Origin of the sequence: Paenalcaligenes hermetiae (assembly GCF_039543645.1) — a bacterium.
GTDB lineage: Bacteria > Pseudomonadota > Gammaproteobacteria > Burkholderiales > Burkholderiaceae_B > Paenalcaligenes > Paenalcaligenes hermetiae.
On sequence record NZ_BAABKD010000008.1, the window covers coordinates 1 to 20,641 of the forward strand.

16 protein-coding genes are annotated in these 20,641 nt (G+C 47.6%); 5 read left to right on the forward strand and 11 right to left on the reverse strand.

Going from position 1 to position 20,641, the window contains the following annotated elements:
- Nucleotides 1-706 precede the first annotated feature (706 nt).
- Nucleotides 707-2,167, forward strand: coding sequence for a ribonuclease G (gene rng / locus ABD980_RS04460; RefSeq protein WP_300648120.1), 1,461 nt, complete (start codon nt 707-709; stop codon nt 2,165-2,167).
- On the opposite strand, the gene ABD980_RS04465 is transcribed toward rng, so the two are convergent.
- A complete protein-coding gene (locus tag ABD980_RS04465; protein WP_345369912.1) occupies nt 2,154-2,582 on the reverse strand; it encodes a hypothetical protein in 429 nt (142 codons plus the stop codon). The genes rng and ABD980_RS04465 overlap by 14 nt on opposite strands.
- Nucleotides 2,583-2,591: 9 nt before the next feature.
- Nucleotides 2,592-4,343, reverse strand: coding sequence for a lipid A export permease/ATP-binding protein MsbA (gene msbA, locus ABD980_RS04470; protein WP_345369914.1), 1,752 nt, complete (start codon nt 4,341-4,343; stop codon nt 2,592-2,594).
- Between the two features lie 177 nt (nt 4,344-4,520).
- Here msbA and ABD980_RS04475 point away from each other — a divergent pair, with 177 nt between their 5' ends.
- Nucleotides 4,521-5,408 (forward strand): glycosyltransferase family 9 protein, encoded by an 888-nt coding sequence (locus ABD980_RS04475; RefSeq protein ID WP_345369916.1) that lies wholly within the window; start codon nt 4,521-4,523, stop codon nt 5,406-5,408.
- Nucleotides 5,405-6,169, forward strand: a complete 765-nt coding sequence (locus ABD980_RS04480) for a YdcF family protein (protein ID WP_345369918.1) — start codon at nt 5,405-5,407, stop codon at nt 6,167-6,169. The genes ABD980_RS04475 and ABD980_RS04480 overlap by 4 nt, the downstream gene beginning before the upstream one ends.
- A 10-nt stretch (nt 6,170-6,179) precedes the next feature.
- On the opposite strand, the gene ABD980_RS04485 is transcribed toward ABD980_RS04480, so the two are convergent.
- The 5 genes from ABD980_RS04485 to hrpA are packed head-to-tail and all read right to left on the reverse strand — an operon-like array spanning nt 6,180 to nt 16,155.
- Nucleotides 6,180-6,956 carry a glycosyltransferase family 2 protein gene (locus ABD980_RS04485; RefSeq protein ID WP_300647054.1) on the reverse strand — a complete coding sequence of 259 codons (777 nt, stop codon included), beginning with the start codon at nt 6,954-6,956 and terminating at the stop codon, nt 6,180-6,182.
- Complete coding sequence (locus tag ABD980_RS04490; protein WP_345369920.1) at nt 6,953-7,786, reverse strand: polysaccharide deacetylase family protein; 834 nt, start codon at nt 7,784-7,786, stop codon at nt 6,953-6,955. Before ABD980_RS04490 ends, ABD980_RS04485 begins: the two co-directional genes overlap by 4 nt.
- Nucleotides 7,783-8,877: a glycosyltransferase gene (locus tag ABD980_RS04495; RefSeq protein WP_345369922.1), complete on the reverse strand. Its 1,095-nt coding sequence runs from the start codon at nt 8,875-8,877 to the stop codon at nt 7,783-7,785. The genes ABD980_RS04490 and ABD980_RS04495 overlap by 4 nt, the downstream gene beginning before the upstream one ends.
- Complete coding sequence (dnaE, locus tag ABD980_RS04500; protein ID WP_377536205.1) at nt 8,878-12,369, reverse strand: DNA polymerase III subunit alpha; 3,492 nt, start codon at nt 12,367-12,369, stop codon at nt 8,878-8,880.
- 3 nt (nt 12,370-12,372) lie between these two features.
- Nucleotides 12,373-16,155 (reverse strand): ATP-dependent RNA helicase HrpA, encoded by a 3,783-nt coding sequence (gene hrpA, locus ABD980_RS04505; RefSeq protein WP_345369926.1) that lies wholly within the window; start codon nt 16,153-16,155, stop codon nt 12,373-12,375.
- Nucleotides 16,156-16,231: 76 nt separating this feature from the next.
- On the opposite strand from hrpA, the gene argA reads away from it, so the two are divergent.
- A complete protein-coding gene (gene argA, locus ABD980_RS04510; RefSeq protein WP_300647853.1) occupies nt 16,232-17,593 on the forward strand; it encodes an amino-acid N-acetyltransferase in 1,362 nt (453 codons plus the stop codon).
- Nucleotides 17,594-17,682: 89 nt separating this feature from the next.
- Nucleotides 17,683-17,955 carry an oxidative damage protection protein gene (locus ABD980_RS04515; protein ID WP_300647855.1) on the forward strand — a complete coding sequence of 91 codons (273 nt, stop codon included), beginning with the start codon at nt 17,683-17,685 and terminating at the stop codon, nt 17,953-17,955.
- Between the two features lie 41 nt (nt 17,956-17,996).
- Here ABD980_RS04515 and phoU read toward each other — a convergent pair whose 3' ends face one another.
- The 4 genes from phoU to ABD980_RS04535 all read right to left on the reverse strand — a co-directional run bounded on the left by phoU (nt 17,997) and on the right by ABD980_RS04535 (nt 20,637).
- Nucleotides 17,997-18,716: a phosphate signaling complex protein PhoU gene (gene phoU, locus ABD980_RS04520; protein ID WP_260648984.1), complete on the reverse strand. Its 720-nt coding sequence runs from the start codon at nt 18,714-18,716 to the stop codon at nt 17,997-17,999.
- A 63-nt stretch (nt 18,717-18,779) separates the two neighbouring features.
- Nucleotides 18,780-19,451 carry a ribose-5-phosphate isomerase RpiA gene (rpiA, locus tag ABD980_RS04525; RefSeq protein ID WP_345369930.1) on the reverse strand — a complete coding sequence of 224 codons (672 nt, stop codon included), beginning with the start codon at nt 19,449-19,451 and terminating at the stop codon, nt 18,780-18,782.
- A 9-nt stretch (nt 19,452-19,460) separates the two neighbouring features.
- Complete coding sequence (locus tag ABD980_RS04530; RefSeq protein WP_345369932.1) at nt 19,461-19,808, reverse strand: arsenate reductase family protein; 348 nt, start codon at nt 19,806-19,808, stop codon at nt 19,461-19,463.
- Nucleotides 19,809-19,839: 31 nt separating this feature from the next.
- Nucleotides 19,840-20,637, reverse strand: coding sequence for an ABC transporter permease subunit (locus ABD980_RS04535; protein ID WP_260648987.1), 798 nt, complete (start codon nt 20,635-20,637; stop codon nt 19,840-19,842).
- Between the last annotated feature and the right edge of the window lie 4 nt (nt 20,638-20,641).

Below are 20,641 nucleotides of genomic sequence, written 5' to 3' on the forward strand. Positions count from 1 at the left end.
AAGAAATAACAGTTGTTGCACAAGGCAAAAACCTGTATTTCTTACAGTGAGCACTTGATTAAGTTTTGTGGCGTTATCCTCGTGAAAGGATATCGGCCCACGCATTCCAAGCGCCCACACTTATCGGCTGTTACATTGTTAAAGATCAATTGACACACGCTTGTCATAAGCGGTATCGATACTACTACTAACATCGCGACTACTGCACTGCGCTGTTAGCTGCAGAGAAATGAAATTATGAAGCGTTTTTAAATTTTTGTCAACCTGTATTTAGGTGACCCGCTTTATTTTCAAATCAAACATAAAAATTTGTGGCTGGCTTGCTGCCGTAAACCGGTAAACGTTTAGGTTTAATTCCCTGCGAAAGCATTAAACTATAGCACAGAACAAAATAAAAAGTAAAGCTTAATTTTGCTGCGCTGCGTTAACTGCGAAAGATTTAAATTATGAAGCAATTTTAATCCTGTGTCAAGCCGCTTAATGCTGATTCTTTCTGACCCGGGTTCCCTGATGCGGGTAAACCCCAAGGGGTGCTGCGAAAGAAAAGTAACTATAGCAAGCCTAAAAAATAAAAGCAAGCTTATTTGAAAAGAAAAAAACAAATGGCATACCTCAATCTGATGAGGTGGGCACGCCCCCATACCTATTCATGCTTAAAACCGCTAAGCTAACACTATTACTCTATTTATATAGTTCCTACACACCCATGTCCGAAGATATTCTTATTAATGTTACGCCATTTGAAACCCGCGTTGCACTTGTAGAACAAGGCCAAGTACAAGAGCTGCATGTAGAACGAAGCATACAGCGCGGCTATGTGGGCAATATTTACTTAGGCAAAGTTGTGCGGGTTCTGCCTGGGATGCAAAGTGCTTTTATTGAAATTGGTCTAGAACGAGCGGCTTTTATCCATGTGGCGGACCTGCGACAAAATCGCAAGGAGCGCATTGAGGGAACCCCCCCAACGCCGATTGAAAAGCTCCTATTTGAAGGGCAGTCTCTCATTGTCCAAGTCACCAAAGATCCCATCGGGACCAAAGGTGCGCGACTTTCCACGCAAATTAGTATTGCTGGACGCATGTTGGTCTATCTGCCTTATGATCCCCATATTGGCGTTTCGCAAAAAATCGATGATGAGGCATGCCGACAGCGTCTCAAAGAGCGGGTGCAGCAGCTAGCCGGCACAGAGGAAGGTGGATTTATAGTACGTACTCAGGCAGAAATCGCTACTGATGAGGAACTACAAACAGACTGTCTGTATCTAAAAAAGCTATGGGGGATTATTTTACAACGCCTAAAAACGCAAGGGAGCCCCTCTACGCTTTACACCGAGCTGCATTTACACCAACGTATTTTGCGCGATGTTGCCTCCCCTTCTACGGATAAAATTATTGTGGACTCGCGGATGGTGTTTCAGCAGATGAAAGAGTGGGCCGAAGTCTACACCCCAGCCTTGGTCGACAAAATCCATCATCATAGCGGTAGCCGCCCCCTATTCGATACAGTACGTGCCGAAGAGGAAATCCAACGAGCCTTATCTAGACGTGTAGATTTAAAATCTGGTGGATATTTAATTATTGATCAAACAGAAGCGCTCACGACGGTGGACGTCAATACAGGAGGCTATGTAGGCGGCAGGAATTTTGGTGATACCATCTTTAAGACAAACCTAGAAGCTACTGTTGCCATCGCCCGTCAGTTACGCTTACGCAACCTAGGTGGCATTATTATTCTGGATTTCATCGACATGGAAAACCCAGAGCACAGAGAATCAGTCCTGGACGAGTTACGTAATGCGGTAGCAAAAGACCGCACCCGCATTACGATTAGCGGTTTTAGTCAGCTAGGTTTGGTTGAAATGACCCGAAAGCGCACACGCGAGTCGCTATCGAATTTACTTTGTGAGCCTTGCCCCACCTGCCAATCTCGCGGCTCGGTGTTAACCGCAAGAAGCGTGTGCTATGAAATCCTAAGAGAAATTCTGCGAGAGGCAAGGCAGTTTAACCCAAAAGAGTTTCGTATCCTTGCCTCTCAAGACGTGGTGGATTTGTTTTTAGAGGAAGAAAGCCAGCATCTTGCTCAAACAGGCGATTTTATAGGGAAGCCTATTTCGCTTGAGGTAGATGCCATGTATTCCCAAGAACAATACGATATTATTTTGTTTTAGAGGGAATGCCTTGAGGGCAACGATCCGGTTTAGCCAAAGCTTGAAGCACCCCCGAAATCAAGGGGGCATTTTTCGCATAATAGCTATATCCCACCACACCTAGCTTACCTGTTGCGTAAGCCGTTAAATCTAGCATGACTTGATCTTTTAAATCGGTAGCCCCCGCTGGCCCATATCGCACCGTGGCAAAGTGTACTTGCAAAGGATCTTTTGTAAATGAGTACTCTATATCACATGCTTGTGCATGCAAGTAAAGGCGTCGCTGTACGGTCGGCAAGTCCATATAGATAGGTGTGTCATGGTGTTCATAAATGGGTTTACGTAAATCAAACTCTCGCAAACCGGTATCTGCCGTAGCCATACAACCGCTCATACCAACCGCCAAGGCTATCAGAGCCAATCGCATTTTTTTCATCTTTTTCCCTTAAGTGGTAGCAAACTGCATTTCGTAAAGATTGGCATACACGCCCTGCTGTGCCAAAAGCTCATCATGCGTGCCAGACTCTACAATCTGACCTTCGTCCAAGACAATGATCCGGTCTGCATTTTTGACTGTGGATAAGCGGTGAGCGATCACTAATGTACTACGATTGCTCATGAGTCGCTCTAAAGAGAGTTGTACCTGACGCTCTGACTCGTTATCCAAAGCTGAAGTGGCCTCATCTAAAATTAAAATTGGAGCGTTTTTTATCAAAGCACGTGCAATAGCTAAGCGTTGGCGCTGTCCCCCTGAAAGGTTCCCGGCCTTTTCCCCCACTTGTGTATGAATACCTTCGGGTAAGGAACGCACAAACTGTGCTAAGTTAGCGGCCTCTAGGGCTTCCCAAACCTTTTCCTCGGGAACATCGGCATAAGCACCATACGCTACATTATCCTTGATACTACCCTCGAAAAGCACCACATCCTGGCTTACAAAGGATTGATGTAAGCGCAAAGAGTGAAGCTGCAGCGCAGAGGCAGGCATATCATCGATAAAGATCTCCCCTTCTGTAGGCTCCACAAAACGCGGCAACATATTAGCAAGCGTAGTTTTACCACTGCCTGAGCGCCCCACTAACGCCACTGTCTGCCCAGGATGAATGGTAAATGACACATCACGAATAGTGAGTTTGTCTTGGTTTGGATAACGGTGTGAGATATGGCGGAACTCGACTTTACCATGGATAGGGGTAGCTAACTGCTGAGTCCCCGTGTCCGCCTCAGGGTCGTAATCCACTAAAGCAAACACACTCTCTGCAGCAGTCAACATTTTTTGCACGGTACCCGTGATATTCGCTAAACGACGAATCGGATCAAACAGCTGGACTAGCGCCGCCATAAAAGCAGCAAACCCCCCCACCGTTAGCCCTTTAGCCGTGGCTTGATACAGTGCAACCGCTATGACGGCCGCTACCGCAATAGAAATAAAGAACTGTGTAATCGGCGATAAAGCAGCACTGGCACTAGCCGCTCGCATGGCAAAGCGACGTATACGACCATTCACATACTGAAAGCGCTCAGCTTCGCGCTCGTAGCCATCGAACAGCTTAATGACTCGCTGCCCTTCGATGGTTTCCCCTACTACACGGGTTAGCTCCGCATTCATATCCAAGGCGCCACGGTTAATGCGACGTAAGCGTTTAGAAATAATGCGTGCGGTTATATAAGCCACGGGCAACATCACAAAAACAATCAAGGTCAGCTGCCAAGACATATAAAGCAGTACCGCGATCAATGCCACCACCGTTAAGCTTTCGCGTACCAATACAGTAATGACCTCGGTTGCAACGTTAGTCAACGTGCCCGCATCAATGGTAAAGCGGTTGAGCAAGCGCCCTGTATCACCCTCTTTAAACTTGCTATCCGGTAACACCAGTAAGCGCGCAAACATTTCCTGGCGCAAATTACGCAACATATTGTTTGCCACCAAGGCAAGCAAATAGTTACTGGCATACGAGGCAAGCCCTCGTACCAACATAATCACCACCACGGATAACGGTAATAGCCAAATATAATAAGGCTTGGCCCCTGTAAACCCATCATCTAAGAGAGGTTTCATGATCACAGCCAAAACAGGCTTGGTGGCCGATACAATACTAACTAACAACACCGCCACAATGACCATTTTCCAATAAGGTCGTAAACGGCTGTAAATTCGACGCCAAATTTCTGCTTCCGCATTAAAATTAGTCGACATAGGAGGCGATTTTAGGTTTTTCAACTACAGTCTCACTTATATACTAGAGAATGGGCGTATTTTAACGCCTAAGTCCTTTAGGCTCTAGCTAGGACCTTATTTTTTGTATTTTTAACATTTATGATGGAATCTCCCTTAGTGTATTTACGCCTTCCAAACTGGTTAGGCGATGTGTGTATGAGCCTCCCCACGCTCGAGGCATTACTCGCTCGGAACTATCGTGTCATCGTCTGCGCCAGGCCATGGGCTAAAACATTATTATCCGGTTACGCACTCACAGGCTTTGTACCAATGCAAGGGAAATGGCACCAAGATGCACGCACGCTACGTCAATATAGAAAAAACCATCAGCATAAAACCTGTTTTGGGCTTAGCCTACCGGACTCCTTATCCAGTGCTTTGATTTTCCGTTGGGCAGGTATTCCTACAGCTGGCTACCGGGATGATGGTCGTCGCTTTTTATTACGCTGGTCTATTAAAAAACCCACAACATCGCTCCACGCCGTAGAATCGTGGTATTACTTAGCGAAACAAGCAACAACAATCTGGCAACAGCCTATCGCCCCCACCCCCATGCGCAGTTTGCACTTAGCCGGTGTGCCTAAAGCCGACCCTACGTTATTTGGTTTAGACCCAAAACAAAAAAATATTCTCATCGCCCCGACGGCTGTGGGTCTGCATAAGGGTCAAGTAAAAATCTGGCCTCACTACGAAGCGCTTACCCAGGCGCTCCAAGCCCAAAACTACCAAGTCTACATGTGCCCGCCACCAAATGAAGTGGAGCAAGCTTTGCAAAATGCCCCGTCCGCAACGCGCTTAGACCCATTACCACTCCTCGCCTTTGCCCAACTTTGTAAAAGCGTAAATGTCGTAATCTGCAATGACTCTGGCGTATCTCACTTAGCCGCCGCCGTCAATGCCCCACAAATTACACTAATTGGTGTCACCGACGCTGCCCGCACAGGTCCTTGGTCTGATCGAGCGATTTGCCTTGGGCAAATGGGAAAATGGCCAAGCCTAGAAAATGTCTTACAACACACACACCTAATTAGTACGACCCCATGAATATTGCCAATCTTTTAACTCAACTGGTTATTCCCATTAACTTTGCTATGGCACTGCTGCTACTGGCCACAGTGCTACTATTATTCAAAAAACGCAAACGGGCCTTTTCCGTTACCTTGATTGCGGTAGCATGGACATGGTTCTGGTCTATGCCCGCCGCCTCAATATGGTTAGGCGGTCATTTAGAAAACCAGTACACTTACCAGGCCGCCGAACATAACCCAATCGCTGATGCTATCGTGGTCTTAGGTGGACACACTGCTAACAGCCGTCATAACTGGTTTGAGGCTTATGACCCAGAAAAAACCACCACTCGCATTCAGCGTGGAGCATCCCTGTATCAGGCACAACGCGCACCAGTAATAATGGTTTCAGGAGCTGCCTTAGATGGTGGCACTAGCGAGGCCCAGACTATGGCACGCTACCTTAAAAATCAAGGCATCCCCAGCACAGCCATTCTCATCGAAGAACAAAGCTTCACTACGCGCGAAAACGCCCTCTACAGCGCTAAATTACTACAGGAGCACCAGCTTCATACCGTGCTACTCGTTACCTCTGCCCTGCATATGCCACGCTCTGCAGCGGCTTTTCGTAAAGAAAATGTTCAAGTCATTGCCGCTCCTGTAGCACCACAAATTACTCGCCCCAATGCTTCATGGCTTTCCATTTGGCTACCTAGCTATCAAGCACTCAATGCTAGTCGCTCTATTATCAAAGAGTATGTTGGTCTTCTCGTCTACTGGATACGAGGCTGGATTTAATTATTATTGATTATTCATCCGTGGGCGGCGTAGGCTTCCAATGCACGTTTTTATTTAAAAACCAGAGTTTGCTATAACGAAAAAAACTGCCTGCCGCTGCCACTCCAGCCAAAATAAAACCCTCTTTACCATCTAAAAAACCGCGGCGTATGACATAAATACGCACAAAAGTCCAAAAGGCTTTGGCAACAATGCCTAACAGACCTATACGCTTACCCCGCTCATGCAATTGCTGGGCCGCCGCTGATGAGTACTGGTTTGTTTTAGTGATCAAGGTCTCTAAGCTATCATAAGGGTAATGCAATAAATACCCTTGTAAGTCGGCTGTTACCCCTTGCACAACAACACTTTCATGCACCGCCACGTCTTTAAAGCGCCCTTGATCTCGTTTAAACAAACGTACCAAGCGATCCGGCCACCATCCACTATGCTGAATCCAACGATCACCAAAGCTTGATTTTCGCGCTACTGTATAGGCATCAGCCTGCGGGTTGGTCAAGGTGGCTTGAATCTCCTGTGCCAATGAGGCAGGTACGCGTTCATCAGCATCCAAAGATAACACCCACGGTTGGGTGGCTAAATCCAACGCTTTGTTTTTTTGTGGTCCAAATCCAGGCCAATGAGTGGTGTGGTAGACTTTTGCCCCTAACTCTCGAGCGATTTGACAGGTAGCATCCGTACTGCCAGAGTCCAAAACAATAATTTCAGTAGCAAAAGAAACAGAGGCGATGCACTCCGCAATATGCGCCTGCTCATTTTTGGTGATAATAATGACTGATAACATCAGGCTAGACGGCGTGCACGACGCCACTGTTTAAAAGAGTTAAAAAAAGGAGCAATCAGAGGATGATGACTAGCGCGAATACGCTTGCCTAACGTTTTCCCCGGCCGATTGCGTACAGCAAAACGATGAATATATGCAGGAGAAGTAGCAGAGGTATTTCTCCCAAAAGGCTGAGTCGTATATAGATAAACAAAACCTAGGTCTTGCGCAATGCGCACATAATCCGCATCAAAATAGCCTTGGGGCCAACACAAGTGAGATGACACACCGCCTAATTCCTGCCTTAGTGTCTGCCGCGATGCCTGTAATTCCCAACGCATTTTTTCATTTTTATCTACACCGCTATCTAAATCCCATCGAGTATGCGTATGCGTATGACTATGAAACTCGACCAACCCTGATTCGCGCATGGTTTGTACTTCTGACCAACGCAAAATAACCTCATCACTACGCTGCTGTGCAATAAGCGTCTCGCACACCCGGTGTTCAGGGCAATCAGGTAAGGGGGCTTGGCTTTCTGTATTGGGTCGCACAGCGCCGTGCTGTAGCCATGAGGTCACCAAAAATATCGTTGCATGAAAACCATATTTTTTTAATAAAGGAAAAGCGTATACCCAATTATCTAAATAACCATCATCAAAAGTAATCAAGACGGCCTTGCCAACTGGCTTACCCTGTAGGTGCTGTGCAAATTCATCTAAGGTCAGACTTTTATAATGGTTTTTTTGTAACCAGCGTAATTGGTCCTCGAAATGTTCGGGTGTACAAGCTATCATGCCACCTTCCGGTCGCACATGATGATACATCAACACAGGAACAGACGGTTTAATCATTGTCTCTGCTCCAACCAGCGGCGGTAGCATGCCTCTGTCTTTTTTTGCATGGTGATTAAGCTAAAACGCTGTTCTGTCACCGCGTAGTCATAACCCGCCAGCCCCATTTGTTTGCGTAGCTCAGGTTGATCAATCAAACGCTGGAGAGCCTGTCGTAAAGCCACGATATCATGCAAAGGTACCAACATACCGCTTTGCCCTGGCAGTAGCATTTCGGGCACCCCACCTACTTGCGTACCGATAGTAGGAAGCTTTGCGGCAGCGGCCTCGGCAAACACGGTGCCAGAAGCCTCTAAATAGGTAGCCAACGCAAAAATATCCAAATCACCTATTAGCTCAGAGATATCTTGTTGCTCCCCTAGAAAATGAACTTGGGCATCGGCATCTAGTTGCTGAGCAAACTGCTCCAGTTGCGTTTGTAAAGCACCACCCCCAATAATAACTAAATGCACATCGGTACGCGCACGAATAATCGGAGCCATCGCTTGAATCAGCTCTTGCATCCCTTTTTCTTTGCGCAAAACGGCAATACTTCCCACAAGAATATCGTCTGTGCTTAAGTTAAGCATTTGGCGTAACCGCTGCTTAGGCAAGGGGTCTGGAAGAGCAACGGCAGGGTACACGACATCGATCGCCTCCGCAGGCATCCCCCGCTGTATGATTTGCTGACGCACGAACTCGCTGACAGCGATCACACGATGCGGCACCCACCGGTAAGAAAGCAACGACCCTACCGGCCGCGCTAAGTGCCGTGTTCGTACGACCAAAGGCACCCCCGCTAAACGAGCCGCTACCCCTGCATGAATCGTATCACGGCGGCTATTTGTATTGACCACATCATAATGCTGCTCTTGCATGAGCCGTCGTAACGCTAAAAGGTTGCGCCAAAAATCACTACCACTATCCATGGAGAACAGGTGTACAGTAAAACCTTCTGCTTCCAGATATTGACGTAATCGTGCGTCCGACTGGCACAAAGCATGCACTTCATGACCAGCAGCTCGCATTTGCCGCATCAAACGGTGAATGTAACGCTCTTGCCCACCGTAACCGGTTGCCGCTTCGGTATAAAGAATTTTCAAGGGTTTCATTTAATAACTGATCTCCACAGCATGCTCTCCTAGCCACTGTTGACATTGCTCAAGCAGCGTGTCTGCCAAACGCACACGCCACTCCGTACCCAGCCGCACAGTACAAACATAATGCCCTTGATCAAGTTGTAATTCCACCAAGACCCCAGGGATATTATTTTCTGGTTCTGCTCGAAAAGGATTTAACAGCTGCTGCAGCTTATCCAGCTGACAATGCTCAGCAGACAAATGTAAGCTAAGCGCTCGAGCGCGAGCCTCACGCGCTAATTGCAAATCATAGATCTCATCCGCAGACACGCGTAGCCCACCTGAGTAATCATCGTGACTAACACGACCTTTTACTATAATGAGCTGATCTTCTTTAAGACGCTGGCGGTGCTGCTCAAAGACCTCGTTAAAAATGGTGACTTCAAGCTGGGTCGAACCATCGTCTAAGGCCGCGATCATCATACGCCCCCGGCGTGTCATACGTACTCGCACCCCAGACAGTACCCCCGCAAACCACTGCGGCTCACGAGAAGGCTCAAGACTCGCCAACGGTCTAGGGGCAAAGCGTCGCACCTCATCTCGCCATGCATCAAATAAATGCCCACTGAAATAAAAGCCCATTGCGCTTTTTTCTTCTCGCAGCCGCGTTTGCAAATCCCATGCTGGGACTTTCTCAAGTTCGAGATCAATCAAATCCCCGGCATCATCATCAAAGAGTGATACCTGATGCGCATTTCGTGCGGCTTGCTCTGCCGCTTCCATGGCTCGGGGCACGGTGGCTAACAGCGCAGCCCTGTTTTCATCAATCGTATCAAAAGCCCCTGCTTTGATAAGGGCCTCGATGGTGCGGCGATTAAGAGCTGAGCGATCCACGCGTTTACAAAAATCAAATAAGCTTTTAAATGGACCACCCTGTTGGCGGGCAGCCACAATAGCATGGATGGCCGCTTCTCCTGCTCCTTTTACAGCGCCTAGACCATAGCGAATGGTACGCGGAGGTTTCCCTTGCACGCTGTACTCATCTTTGACAGGAATGAATCGGTACTCTGATGCATTAACATCAGGTGGTAAAACAGTGACACCGTTTGCCAGAGCATCCTTCCAAAAGATCTGCATCTTATCCGTGTCATCCATATCCGATAGCATGGTGGCAGCGATAAACTCGGCCGGATGATGGGCTTTTAGCCAGGCCGTTTGATAAGCGATCAAAGCGTAAGCTGCAGAGTGACTTTTGTTAAAGCCATACCCTGCGAATTTTTCCATGAGATCAAAAAGCTTAACAGCCAATTTGGCATCGTAACCTTTTTCCACCGCTCCTTTTTCAAAGATCTCTCGGTGCATCGCCATTTCTTCGGGCTTTTTCTTACCCATGGCTCGCCGTAATAAGTCCGCCCCCCCTAACGAATATCCACCGATAATTTGAGAGATCAGCATCACTTGTTCCTGATACACGATCACCCCATAGGTGCTTTTGAGTACCGGCTCAAGATCAGGATGAAAATAATCGACCTCTGCTCGCCCGTGTTTGCGGTTAACAAAATCCACCACCATCCCTGACTCTAAGGGGCCAGGTCGGTACAGGGCCAACATTGCAATAATGTCCTCGAAATGACTTGGGCGCAGGCTTCGCAGTAGCTCTTTCATGCCTCGCGACTCTAACTGGAATACAGCCGTTGTATTACCGTCGCACAATACCTTATAAGCACCCGGATCATCCAAAGACAACTGAATTAAATCAAAATCTTTTTTGTCTTCGTTAAATTGCCGTACATATTTCACGGCCCAATCCAAAATGGTCAAGTTGCGCAAGCCAAGGAAGTCGAACTTCACTAAGCCGGCATCTTCCACATCGTCTTTATCATATTGCGAAACCGCATTTGCATCCTCGCCAGGTTGACGATACAAAGGACAAAAATCGATGAGTTTGCCTGGCGCAATCAATACACCGCCCGCGTGCATGCCGACACTACGCGTTAAGCCTTCGAGCGGTTTTGCTAAATCAATTAATGCTTTAACCTCTTCATCTGTCTCGTAGCGCTCTTTAAAAGCAGGCTCTTCTGCTAGCGCTCGGCTCAAACTCCACGGATCTGCGGGGCTAAATGGAATCAGTTTAGATAAACCATCACACAAACCATATGGTAGTTCCAAGACTCGACCCACATCACGAATAACAGCCTTGGCTCCTAGCGTACCAAAGGTCGCAATCTGACTGACGGCCTGCCGACCGTATTTGTGTTTCACATAGTCAATCACACGCTCACGATTATCCTGACAAAAATCAATATCAAAGTCAGGCATGGAGACTCGCTCTGGGTTTAAAAAGCGCTCAAAAAGCAAGTCATATCGTAGCGGATCCAAGTCAGTAATGCCTAAACAATAAGCCACCAAAGAGCCTGCACCCGAACCACGACCGGGGCCAACCGGCACCCCATTGTTTTTCCCCCAGTTAATAAAATCCGCCACAATCAAAAAGTAACCAGGGAAGCCCATATCAATAATGGTTTTGCATTCCCAACGCAAACGCTCTTGATATTCAGCCTGATGTTGGGCGCGCTCGGTCGGATCAGGATATAACTGAGCAAGACGCACTTGTAAGCCTTCTTCGGCTTGGTGCACTAAAAAATCGGCTAAGCTCATGCCCTCGGGGGTGGGGAAATCCGGCAAATGCGGCTTACCGAGCTTAAGCTCTACGTTACAACGCTTGGCAATCTCTACCGTATTGATCAACGCAGAAGGAATATCCGCAAAGCGCTGTTGCATTTCCTCTGTACTACGAAAATATTGCTCTGGCGTAAAGCGACGCACCCGCCTCGGGTTAGCGAGCTGTTCGCCTTCGGCAATACAAACACGTACTTCGTGCGCCCGAAAATCATCTGGCTCCGCAAACTGAATCGGGTGCGTGGCGACCACCGGCAAGCTCATATCCCCAGCTAACGACACTGCCGCTTGAATATAGCGCTCTTCCTCATCAAAACCAGCACGCTGCAACTCTAAGAAATAGCGATCAGGATAATGGGTTTTCCACTCTTGTGCCCACGCCCAGGCTTGCTCAATATTTCCAGAAAGTAAGGCCTGCCCTACATCCCCCTGGTGGGCCCCTGATAGTAAAATCAAATCGGGCTGATGCCAGAGCCACTCGCGTTTCACCTCTCCACGACCTTTATATTGGTTATCTAACCATGCTCTGGTCAAAATATCGCACAGTGCTAAATACCCGTCGTGATTCATGGCCAATACAGCAACACGATACGGCTTATCCCTATCAATTTCGTTTTCTAGATATAAATCACTGCCTACGATAGGTTTTATCCCACTTTTACGCGCGGCTTTATAAAACTTAATTAAACCGAACAGGTTACCCAAATCTGTTAACGCCAGAGCAGGTTGCTGATATTGCACCGCTTTATGAATCATGGCTGGGATACGTGTAATACCATCCACCACTGAAAACTCAGAGTGGCTACGTAAATGCACAAAGGGTATGGAAGAGGAAGTCATAAGCATGTTTTAGTATTGCATAGCGTGCCAAGCACGCTCTACACGTTTAACAGAAATGGGCATCGGGGTACGAAGCTCTTGGGCAAAGAGGGAGACACGAAGCTCTTCGAGCATCCACATAAAACGCTCTAACTGAGGATCCTCCGCACCCTTAAGTGCCACTTTAGCGCGTAAGTACTTCGTTTGCCATGGCAAAATATCACCCAATAGCCGCTGATCGCGCGCTGGATCCGCTCGAAGCTTATCCATACGCACCCACATCGCCTTTAAATAACGCGGATAATGTTGTAGCTGTTGAGGATCCGTATCCCGCACAAACCACTTATGCATCAAACGCTGCTGCTGTTGCTGTAAATCCTCATAAGCTGCTGTGTGCGTTTTAACCGTAGGCAGTTTACGCAACACATCCGTCCAAGCCTGTAAAATGACCCCAGTTTGCTTAGCGATTTCTTGAGTGATTAAGCCAAAGCGTGGACGCGCCTGCTCTAAACGCTGTAAAAATGAAGCCTCATCCGTGGGCCAAGGCGCCATTAAACAAGACTGATCTATCGCCGCATCGATGATCTGACGCTGTAAATCCTCTTGCGTCCCTAAGCTCATGTATAACAATGCCATGGGCGTTAGGGATTTAAGATTTTTCTCTTGGAATTTCACTGCCTCGCGCAATGCGATTTGAAAAAGGCGACGCAAACCAACCTGATGCTGCCTTTTTGCTGCCGCAGGATCATCAAACACATCCAGCTCGCAATAATCCCCCTTATCAACCAAAGCGGGGTAACCGATCACCGCTTGCCCCCGACGCCGAATTTCAAGTATTTCAGGCAGGGTTCCAAAGCTCCATGAGGTGATTTGATCATGGTCTAAGGCTGTGGCTACGGACTTATCCTGTACCGCGACCTCTTGGAATGAGGCCTGCGCCGCCTGACCATGTTCGGCTTTAAGCTTATCTAAGTTTCGTCCCCCTGATAGCATACGCCCATGTTCATCTATCACTTTAAAATTCATGAACAAGTGGTTAGGTAAAGTTTCAAGCTTAAAGTCGGATGGCTGCAAGCGCACGCGTTTCTGAGCCCACACGTCATCGATTAACACGTCAATAAGCGGCTTAACTGGCTTTTGCGCATAGTCAAACCAACGCTGATGGAAGCCTTCAGCATAATCAGGCAAAGGCACCATCGCGCGCCGTAAACGTTGCGGTAAAGAGCGCAACAGCTGTTGCACTTTTTCTTTAAGCATCCCTGGCACTAACCAATCTGCACGCGCTTGATCCAGTTGATTTAAATGAAATAGTGGCACCGTAACGGTTAAGCCATCACGCACCGAGCCTGGCTCAAAATGATAATCGGCTTTCAGTTTTACCCCTTTCCACTCAATATTGCGTGGAAACACATCCGTCGTCACCCCTGCGGCCTCGTGCTGCATGAGCTGATCGCGACTCAACAGTAAGGCTTGCGCTTTATCTTTGGGTAGTTTTTTATACCAACGCTCTAAGGTAGCGGTTTGATAAACATCGGCAGGAATGTGTTGGTCATAAAAAGCGTAAATCAGCGCATCATCCACAAGAATATCGGGTCGGCGGGATTGATGTTCTAACTTTTCTATGGCTTCAATTTGTTGCTGGTTGTGCTTTAAAAAAGGTAAGGTGGATTGTATTTCCCCTGCCACTAAGCCGTCTCGAATAAAAATCTCACGGGCTTCTTGTGGATTAATACGCCCATAGTGAACACGCCGACCACTATAAATCGTGAGCCCATATAAGGTGGCTCTTTCATTAGCTACTACACGACCACTGCGTTTTTCCCAACGCGCATCGGACCACGTTTTTTTTAATAGATGATGTCCGACACGCTCTACCCAAACTGGATCAATTCGAGCCAAACAGCGTGCATACAAGCGTGTGGTATCAACAAGCTCTGCCGCTAATACCCATCGCCCTGCTTTTTTTCCAAGCGTCGAGCCAGGATGAATATAAAAACGAATATCGCGCGTGCCCTGATAAACATTCGTTTCTTCAGACTTGTGGCCAATATTACCGATGAGCCCCGTTAATAAACAAAGATGAATCTGCTCATACGTCGCTGCCGTTTCATTAAAGCGCCAATTTTGTTCCCGAATCAGCTGGTGTAATTGTTTATGTACCTCGCGCCACTCTCTAAAACGCATGGGCGACAAAAAGCGCTCTTTCAGTAAAGCAGCTAGTTTACGATGCGAGAGCCGACTTTTTACTTGCTCCGCATACCATTGCCACATTTTGATGTAAGACAAAAACTCTGACTGCGTTTCCACAAACATTTGGTGGGCGCGCTCCGCGGCGTCGCGGTTTTCTAAGGGGCGCTCACGTGGATCCTGCACAGATAAGGCCGAAGCAATGATTAACATCTCGCTCAGACACTGCTGATCCCGTGCCGCTAAAATCATACGCGCAATGCGTGGATCCAGCGGTAAACGCGCTAATTCTCGGCCTACTTTGGTTAAGCGTCGTTGCTCATCCAACGCACCAATCTCTTGTAAAAGCTGATAGCCATCGGCAATGGCTCGCCCTGATGGCGGATCCACAAAAGGAAAGGACTCCACATCATGCAAGCGTAACGCCTTCATGCGTAAAATCACAGCAGCAAGCGATGAGCGTAAAATTTCCGGGTCGGTAAAAGGAGCACGCTGCTTAAAATCCGCCTCATCATACAAGCGTATGCACACACCTGGTCCTACCCGCCCACAACGACCAGCGCGCTGATTAGCGGAAGCCTGACTGATGGGCTCAATACGTAATTGCTCTACTTTGTTACGCCACGAATAACGTTTTACCCGCGCTAAGCCACTATCAATCACATAACGAATACCAGGTACAGTCAACGATGTTTCCGCCACATTCGTAGCAAGTACCACGCGCCGAGCGTTTCCTTGAGGTTTAAAAATGCGAGCTTGATCAGCATGACTTAACCGCGCATACAGCGGCAAGATCTCCGTACCTATCCACGCTTGCTTACGCAAAGCTTCTGCCGCTTCGCGAATCTCACGCTCACCCGGCAAAAACACCAAAATATCACCGCTTCCCAGGCGTTGGCACTCTTGTACCGCATCAATGATGCCATCGTTAAGATCACGCTCCTCTGTGTTTTTATTTTCCCCCGTCTCATCAACCTTATCGGTTAAAATGGGTCGATAACGAATTTCCACTGGGTATAAGCGCCCTGAAACCTCTATAATGGGTGCAGGTTTGCCATCAATAGCAAAATGCTGTGCGAACTGCTTTGCATCAATGGTTGCCGAGGTAATAATGATTTTTAAATCACGACGCTTCGTCAATAGTTGACGCAAAAAACCTAATAAAAAATCGATATTCAGACTGCGCTCATGGGCTTCATCGATAATAATGGTATCGTAACGTCGCAACAGCGGATCGCGCTGGGTTTCTGCCAACAGGATCCCATCGGTCATGAGCTTAATTGCCGAGTGCGGGCTGGTTTTATCACTGAAACGAATCTGATAGCCGACCCAATCACCGATCTCTGTGTTTAGCTCCTCTGCAATACGATTGGCGACAGATGTTGCCGCAATACGACGCGGTTGCGTATGACCAATCATGCGTTTACGGCCACGCCCCAACTCCAAACAAATTTTTGGTAACTGAGTGGTTTTTCCTGAACCCGTTTCTCCGCTTACAATCACCACTTGGTGGGCTTGTATTGCCGCCGCAATTTCTTCGCGGCGAGCACTAACGGGGAGATCCTCAGGATAATGAATTTGCGGAAAAGGTCTTTTTGATAGGTGCTGATCTGTAGATTTTTGCATGAAACTCGTTTTGTCGTAATCGGTCCAACATTATAATTTTGCTTTACTCTTTGTTCACCCTCTTCATGTCATGACTATGAGCCAATCCAACCTAGATACCTTATCAGCCTTTGATGCCACTGAATTTGCCCCCGCTCAGTTTGTGCGCTGGTTTCGCGAGGTTGCCCCTTATGTGCATCGTTTTAGAGGCAAAACCTTTGTGATCGGCTTTGGGGGCGAACTGATTCGTGATGGGTTTTTAAACACCCTTATTCCTGACTTATCCTTGATGTCGGCACTAGGCATTAAGCTCGTACTCGTACATGGGTCACGCCCACAGGTCAATGAGCAGTTGCGTGTTAAAGGTCATAATATTAAGTTTGGGCGTCAAAATGAACCCACAGGAGCCGAAGCATTAGAGTGTGCCAAAGAAGCCGCAGGGGAAATCCGTTTGGACATCGAGGCTGCATTTAGCCAAGGTTTGCCCAACACCCCAATGTCACACGCTCAAATCCGTGTTATTTCGGGCAATTTTGTCACTGCCCGCCCAATGGGCGTGATCAACGGCATTGACTATAAGCACGCTGGCGCTGTGCGTAAAATCGATACCAATTCAATCTTACGTTCTTTAGAGCAAGAGTCCATTGTACTGCTTTCTCCTTTAGGTTTCTCCCCTACCGGCGAGGCCTTTAATTTAGCCATGGAAGAGCTCGCTTTAAGTGCCGCTGTTGCCTTGCGTGCCGAAAAACTGATTTATCTCACTCCAAAAGCAGTAGCCACCCAAGATGAAGGCGAAGAAATCGCCGGCGAATTAGCCCGTATTGAGGCCGACAAGCTACTAGCGGCCGGACGCTTGGACGAAGATAGTGCCGTTTTTTTAGAGTCCGCTTCGCTGGCCGTAAAACGCGGTGTGCCACGGGCTCATCTTGTGCCATACACCCTAGACGGAAGCATTCTCATGGAGATTTTTACCCATGATGGGGTCGGCACGATGGTGGTCGAGGATAAGCTCGATGATTTACGCCCCGCGACCTTAGATGATGTGGGAGCCATCTTGCAGCTCATCGAGCCCCTCGAAGCAGACGGCACACTAGTCCCCCGAGGGCGTGCCGTTGTAGAACGTGATGTGGAGCGCTTTACCGTGCTTGAGCACGATGGCATTATTTACGGTTGTGTTTCGATTACGCCTTATTTAAGCGAAGGCATGGTGGAAATGGCCTGCTTGATCGTTCACTCTGACTGGCAAGGCGAGGGCGAAGGCGAACTGCTACTACGCCATGCTGAAAGCCGTGCCAGAACCTTAGGCGCGTCTTACCTTTTTGTCTTGACCACACGTACCTCTCATTGGTTTATTAAACGGGGATTTGTACAAGGTACGGTGGATCACTTACCTAAAGAAAAGCAAGCACAATATAACCGCTCACGCAATAGTTTAGTCTTTATTAAAAAACTCAAATAAGCCATAAGCCTATAAATTACGCGGCATGCTATCGTATCTGCCCTGCCGCGATTACAATGGCGCCTAATCCATGATTTTAAAGGTGTGATATGACTCGAATGGTTCAATGTGTGAAACTAAAAAAAGAAGCCGAAGGCCTAGAGTTCCCCCCTTACCCTGGGGAGCTGGGTGTCAAAATTTGGCAATCCATCTCTAAGGAAGCGTGGGCGAACTGGATTCAAATTCAAACCCGTATTGTGAATGAGAATCGCTTAAATTTGGCAGATTCTCGCGCCCGTAAATATCTTACGGAGCAAATGCAGCGCTATTTATTTGATGATCAGGATATTGAAGCACAAGGCTACGTCCCGCCTAGCGCATAAAAAAAGCCCGCATGGCGGGCTTTTAAAATAAAGGCTGTGGCCTAGTCATCAAAATCAATGTCTTTACCCAGCGCGGTACGCACGGTATTTTTCATACCGGTATGACGAACATCATCACCACGCACCATATAGATCACACGCTCTGCCATATTTTTTGCATGGTCACCCATGCGTTCTAAGGCACGTGCGATAAAAATCAAATCAATAGAGCGAGAAATCGTACGCGGGTCCTCGATCATATACGTAATGATATGACGCAACGACCCTTTCCACTCTTTATCCACGTCTTTGTCTTTACGAACGACATCTGCTGCCAGCACCATGTCTTGGCGAGCAAAAGCATCCAAAGACTGGTGAATCATGCTCACCACTGATGTGCTCATATGACGTAGTTCAACCACTGGCTCATAGCCGCTATCGGCCTCGTAAAGACGACGCGCCATTTTTGCAATGCGTTCAGCCTCGTCACCGCAACGCTCCAAATCCGTCAGCATTTTAGAAATGGATAACAACATGCGTAAATCAATTGCTGTAGGCTGATTACGAGCAATAATGTTTGTAATACGCTCGTCGATTTCAACTTCGAGGCTATTGACTTCTTTTTCGCGCTCACGCACGAGATCCACTAAGGCTAAATCACCACTAAATAAAGCTTCCATGGCTTGGTCTACCATGGATTCCACCACCCCACCCATTTGTAAAAACAACGAGCGTGTGGTTTCAAGGTCGGAATGAAACTGTTTATTGGTATGTTCGATCATAAAAACCTACATAGACGCAAAAGCGACGAGTTGAAAGGGACCAGTGATAACTGTACTACGACATTATGACATAGTTGTTACGCCTTGTTGTCCAGCTACCAACGCCACACTAGCACCAGACAAAGCAAATAAGCCACAACATACCACACCGGGGATGTCGTTAATTTGCGCTTCAAGCTGCGCTGGATCGGTAATGGTGAGGCCATGGACATCAATAATGTCATTGCCATTGTCGGTCACAAAACCGCTGCGCCATTTCACTTGGCCACCTAGTTGCTCTAGGCGACGCGTTACCACCTGACGCGCCATAGGGATGACCTCGATGGGCAAAGGAAAGGCTCCAAGTTGCGCTACGACTTTGCTCTCATCCACAATGCACAGGAAATGCTGAGCTACAGAAGCCACGATTTTTTCACGTGTAAGCGCACCACCGCCCCCTTTAGTCATATTTAACTGCGCATCAATCTCATCGGCACCATCAATGTACCAATCCATGGAAGCAACCTGATTTAGATCCAGCACCGTAATACCGTGTTGCTGTAGCCGCTGGGTCGAGCGTTCTGAGCTTGATGCGGCGGCCTTAAACTTATCCTTATGCTCTGCCAAGGCATCGATAAGCAGATCGACAGTGGAGCCTGTACCAATACCTAAAATGGTATCGGCTTGGAGTTTCGGCAAAATAAAATCAATGGCTGCCGCTGCCACCTGTTGTTTTAGTTGATCTTGGGTATACATAATTTTTTCTTAGGCAAAACGCTGAGCATACAAATCTGGCTTAAAGCCAACGGTTACCATTTGCGAGTCTACCGTAACTGGACGACGCACTAACGTGGGAAATTCAGCAATTAATTGTAGCCAATCTTCATCCGTCGCTGGTGTTTTTTTATCTTCGGGTAATTGACGCCAAGTCGGCGAAGCCCGATTAACCAGCTTAGGCCAGCCCCCGAGCTGTTGCGCCCAGCTTTTTAACTGTATGCCCTCGATAGGATGGTCCCGATAATCCACAAACGTATATGACAGCGACTGCTCATCAAGCCACTTCATCGCTTTTTTACACGTACTGCAATTTTTTAAACCGTAAAGAGTAATCATAATAAAAAGCAGCCGCCTTGCGGCGGCTGAGTCATGAGTGATTTTTTTGAAGACGACTAGCCACAATCACACACAGCCCCACCCCAAAAATAAAGAGCGTGGCTAAGGCGTTAATTTCTGGCTTTAAGCCCAAGCGTACCCGCGAGAATACCTCTACAGGTAATGTGGTATAACCAGGCCCCGATAAAAAAGAAGCAATCACCACATCATCCAAGGATAAGGTGAAAGCTAACAGCCAGGCAGCCATCAGCGCAGGCATAATCAAAGGCAGCGTAATGCTAAAAAACACTTTTAATGGCGTTGCCCCTAGATCTAAGGCCGCCTCTTCGAGCGAGCGATCAAAATCGCGTATACGGGCCTGAATCACGACCGCCACATAGGCTACGCATAACACAACATGCCCTACCCAGATGGTAAAAATCCCATTGCCATCCGGCCATCCAAAAAGCTTAGACATCTCTACAAACATCAAAAGTAATGAAATGCCTAAAACGACCTCGGGAATCACTAGGGGTGCACTGAGCATACCGACATAAAGCGTAAACCCTTTGAATTTTCCCATGCGCGATAACACATAGGCCGCCCATGTGCCAATCACCACCGCGGCAGTAGCCGTTAATGCCGCAATCAAAAAAGAGAGCTTGGCCGCGTTTAGCAGTGCTTTATCAGCAAAAAGGGACTGATACCAACGCAAAGAAAAACCAGACCATGAGGTCATGATGGCGGACTCGTTAAAAGAAAACACCACCAAAAACACGATAGGTAAATACAAAAAGCCAAAGCCAATAAACAAGCTTAATGCACGCCAATATGGATTTGTTTTTAACATGCTG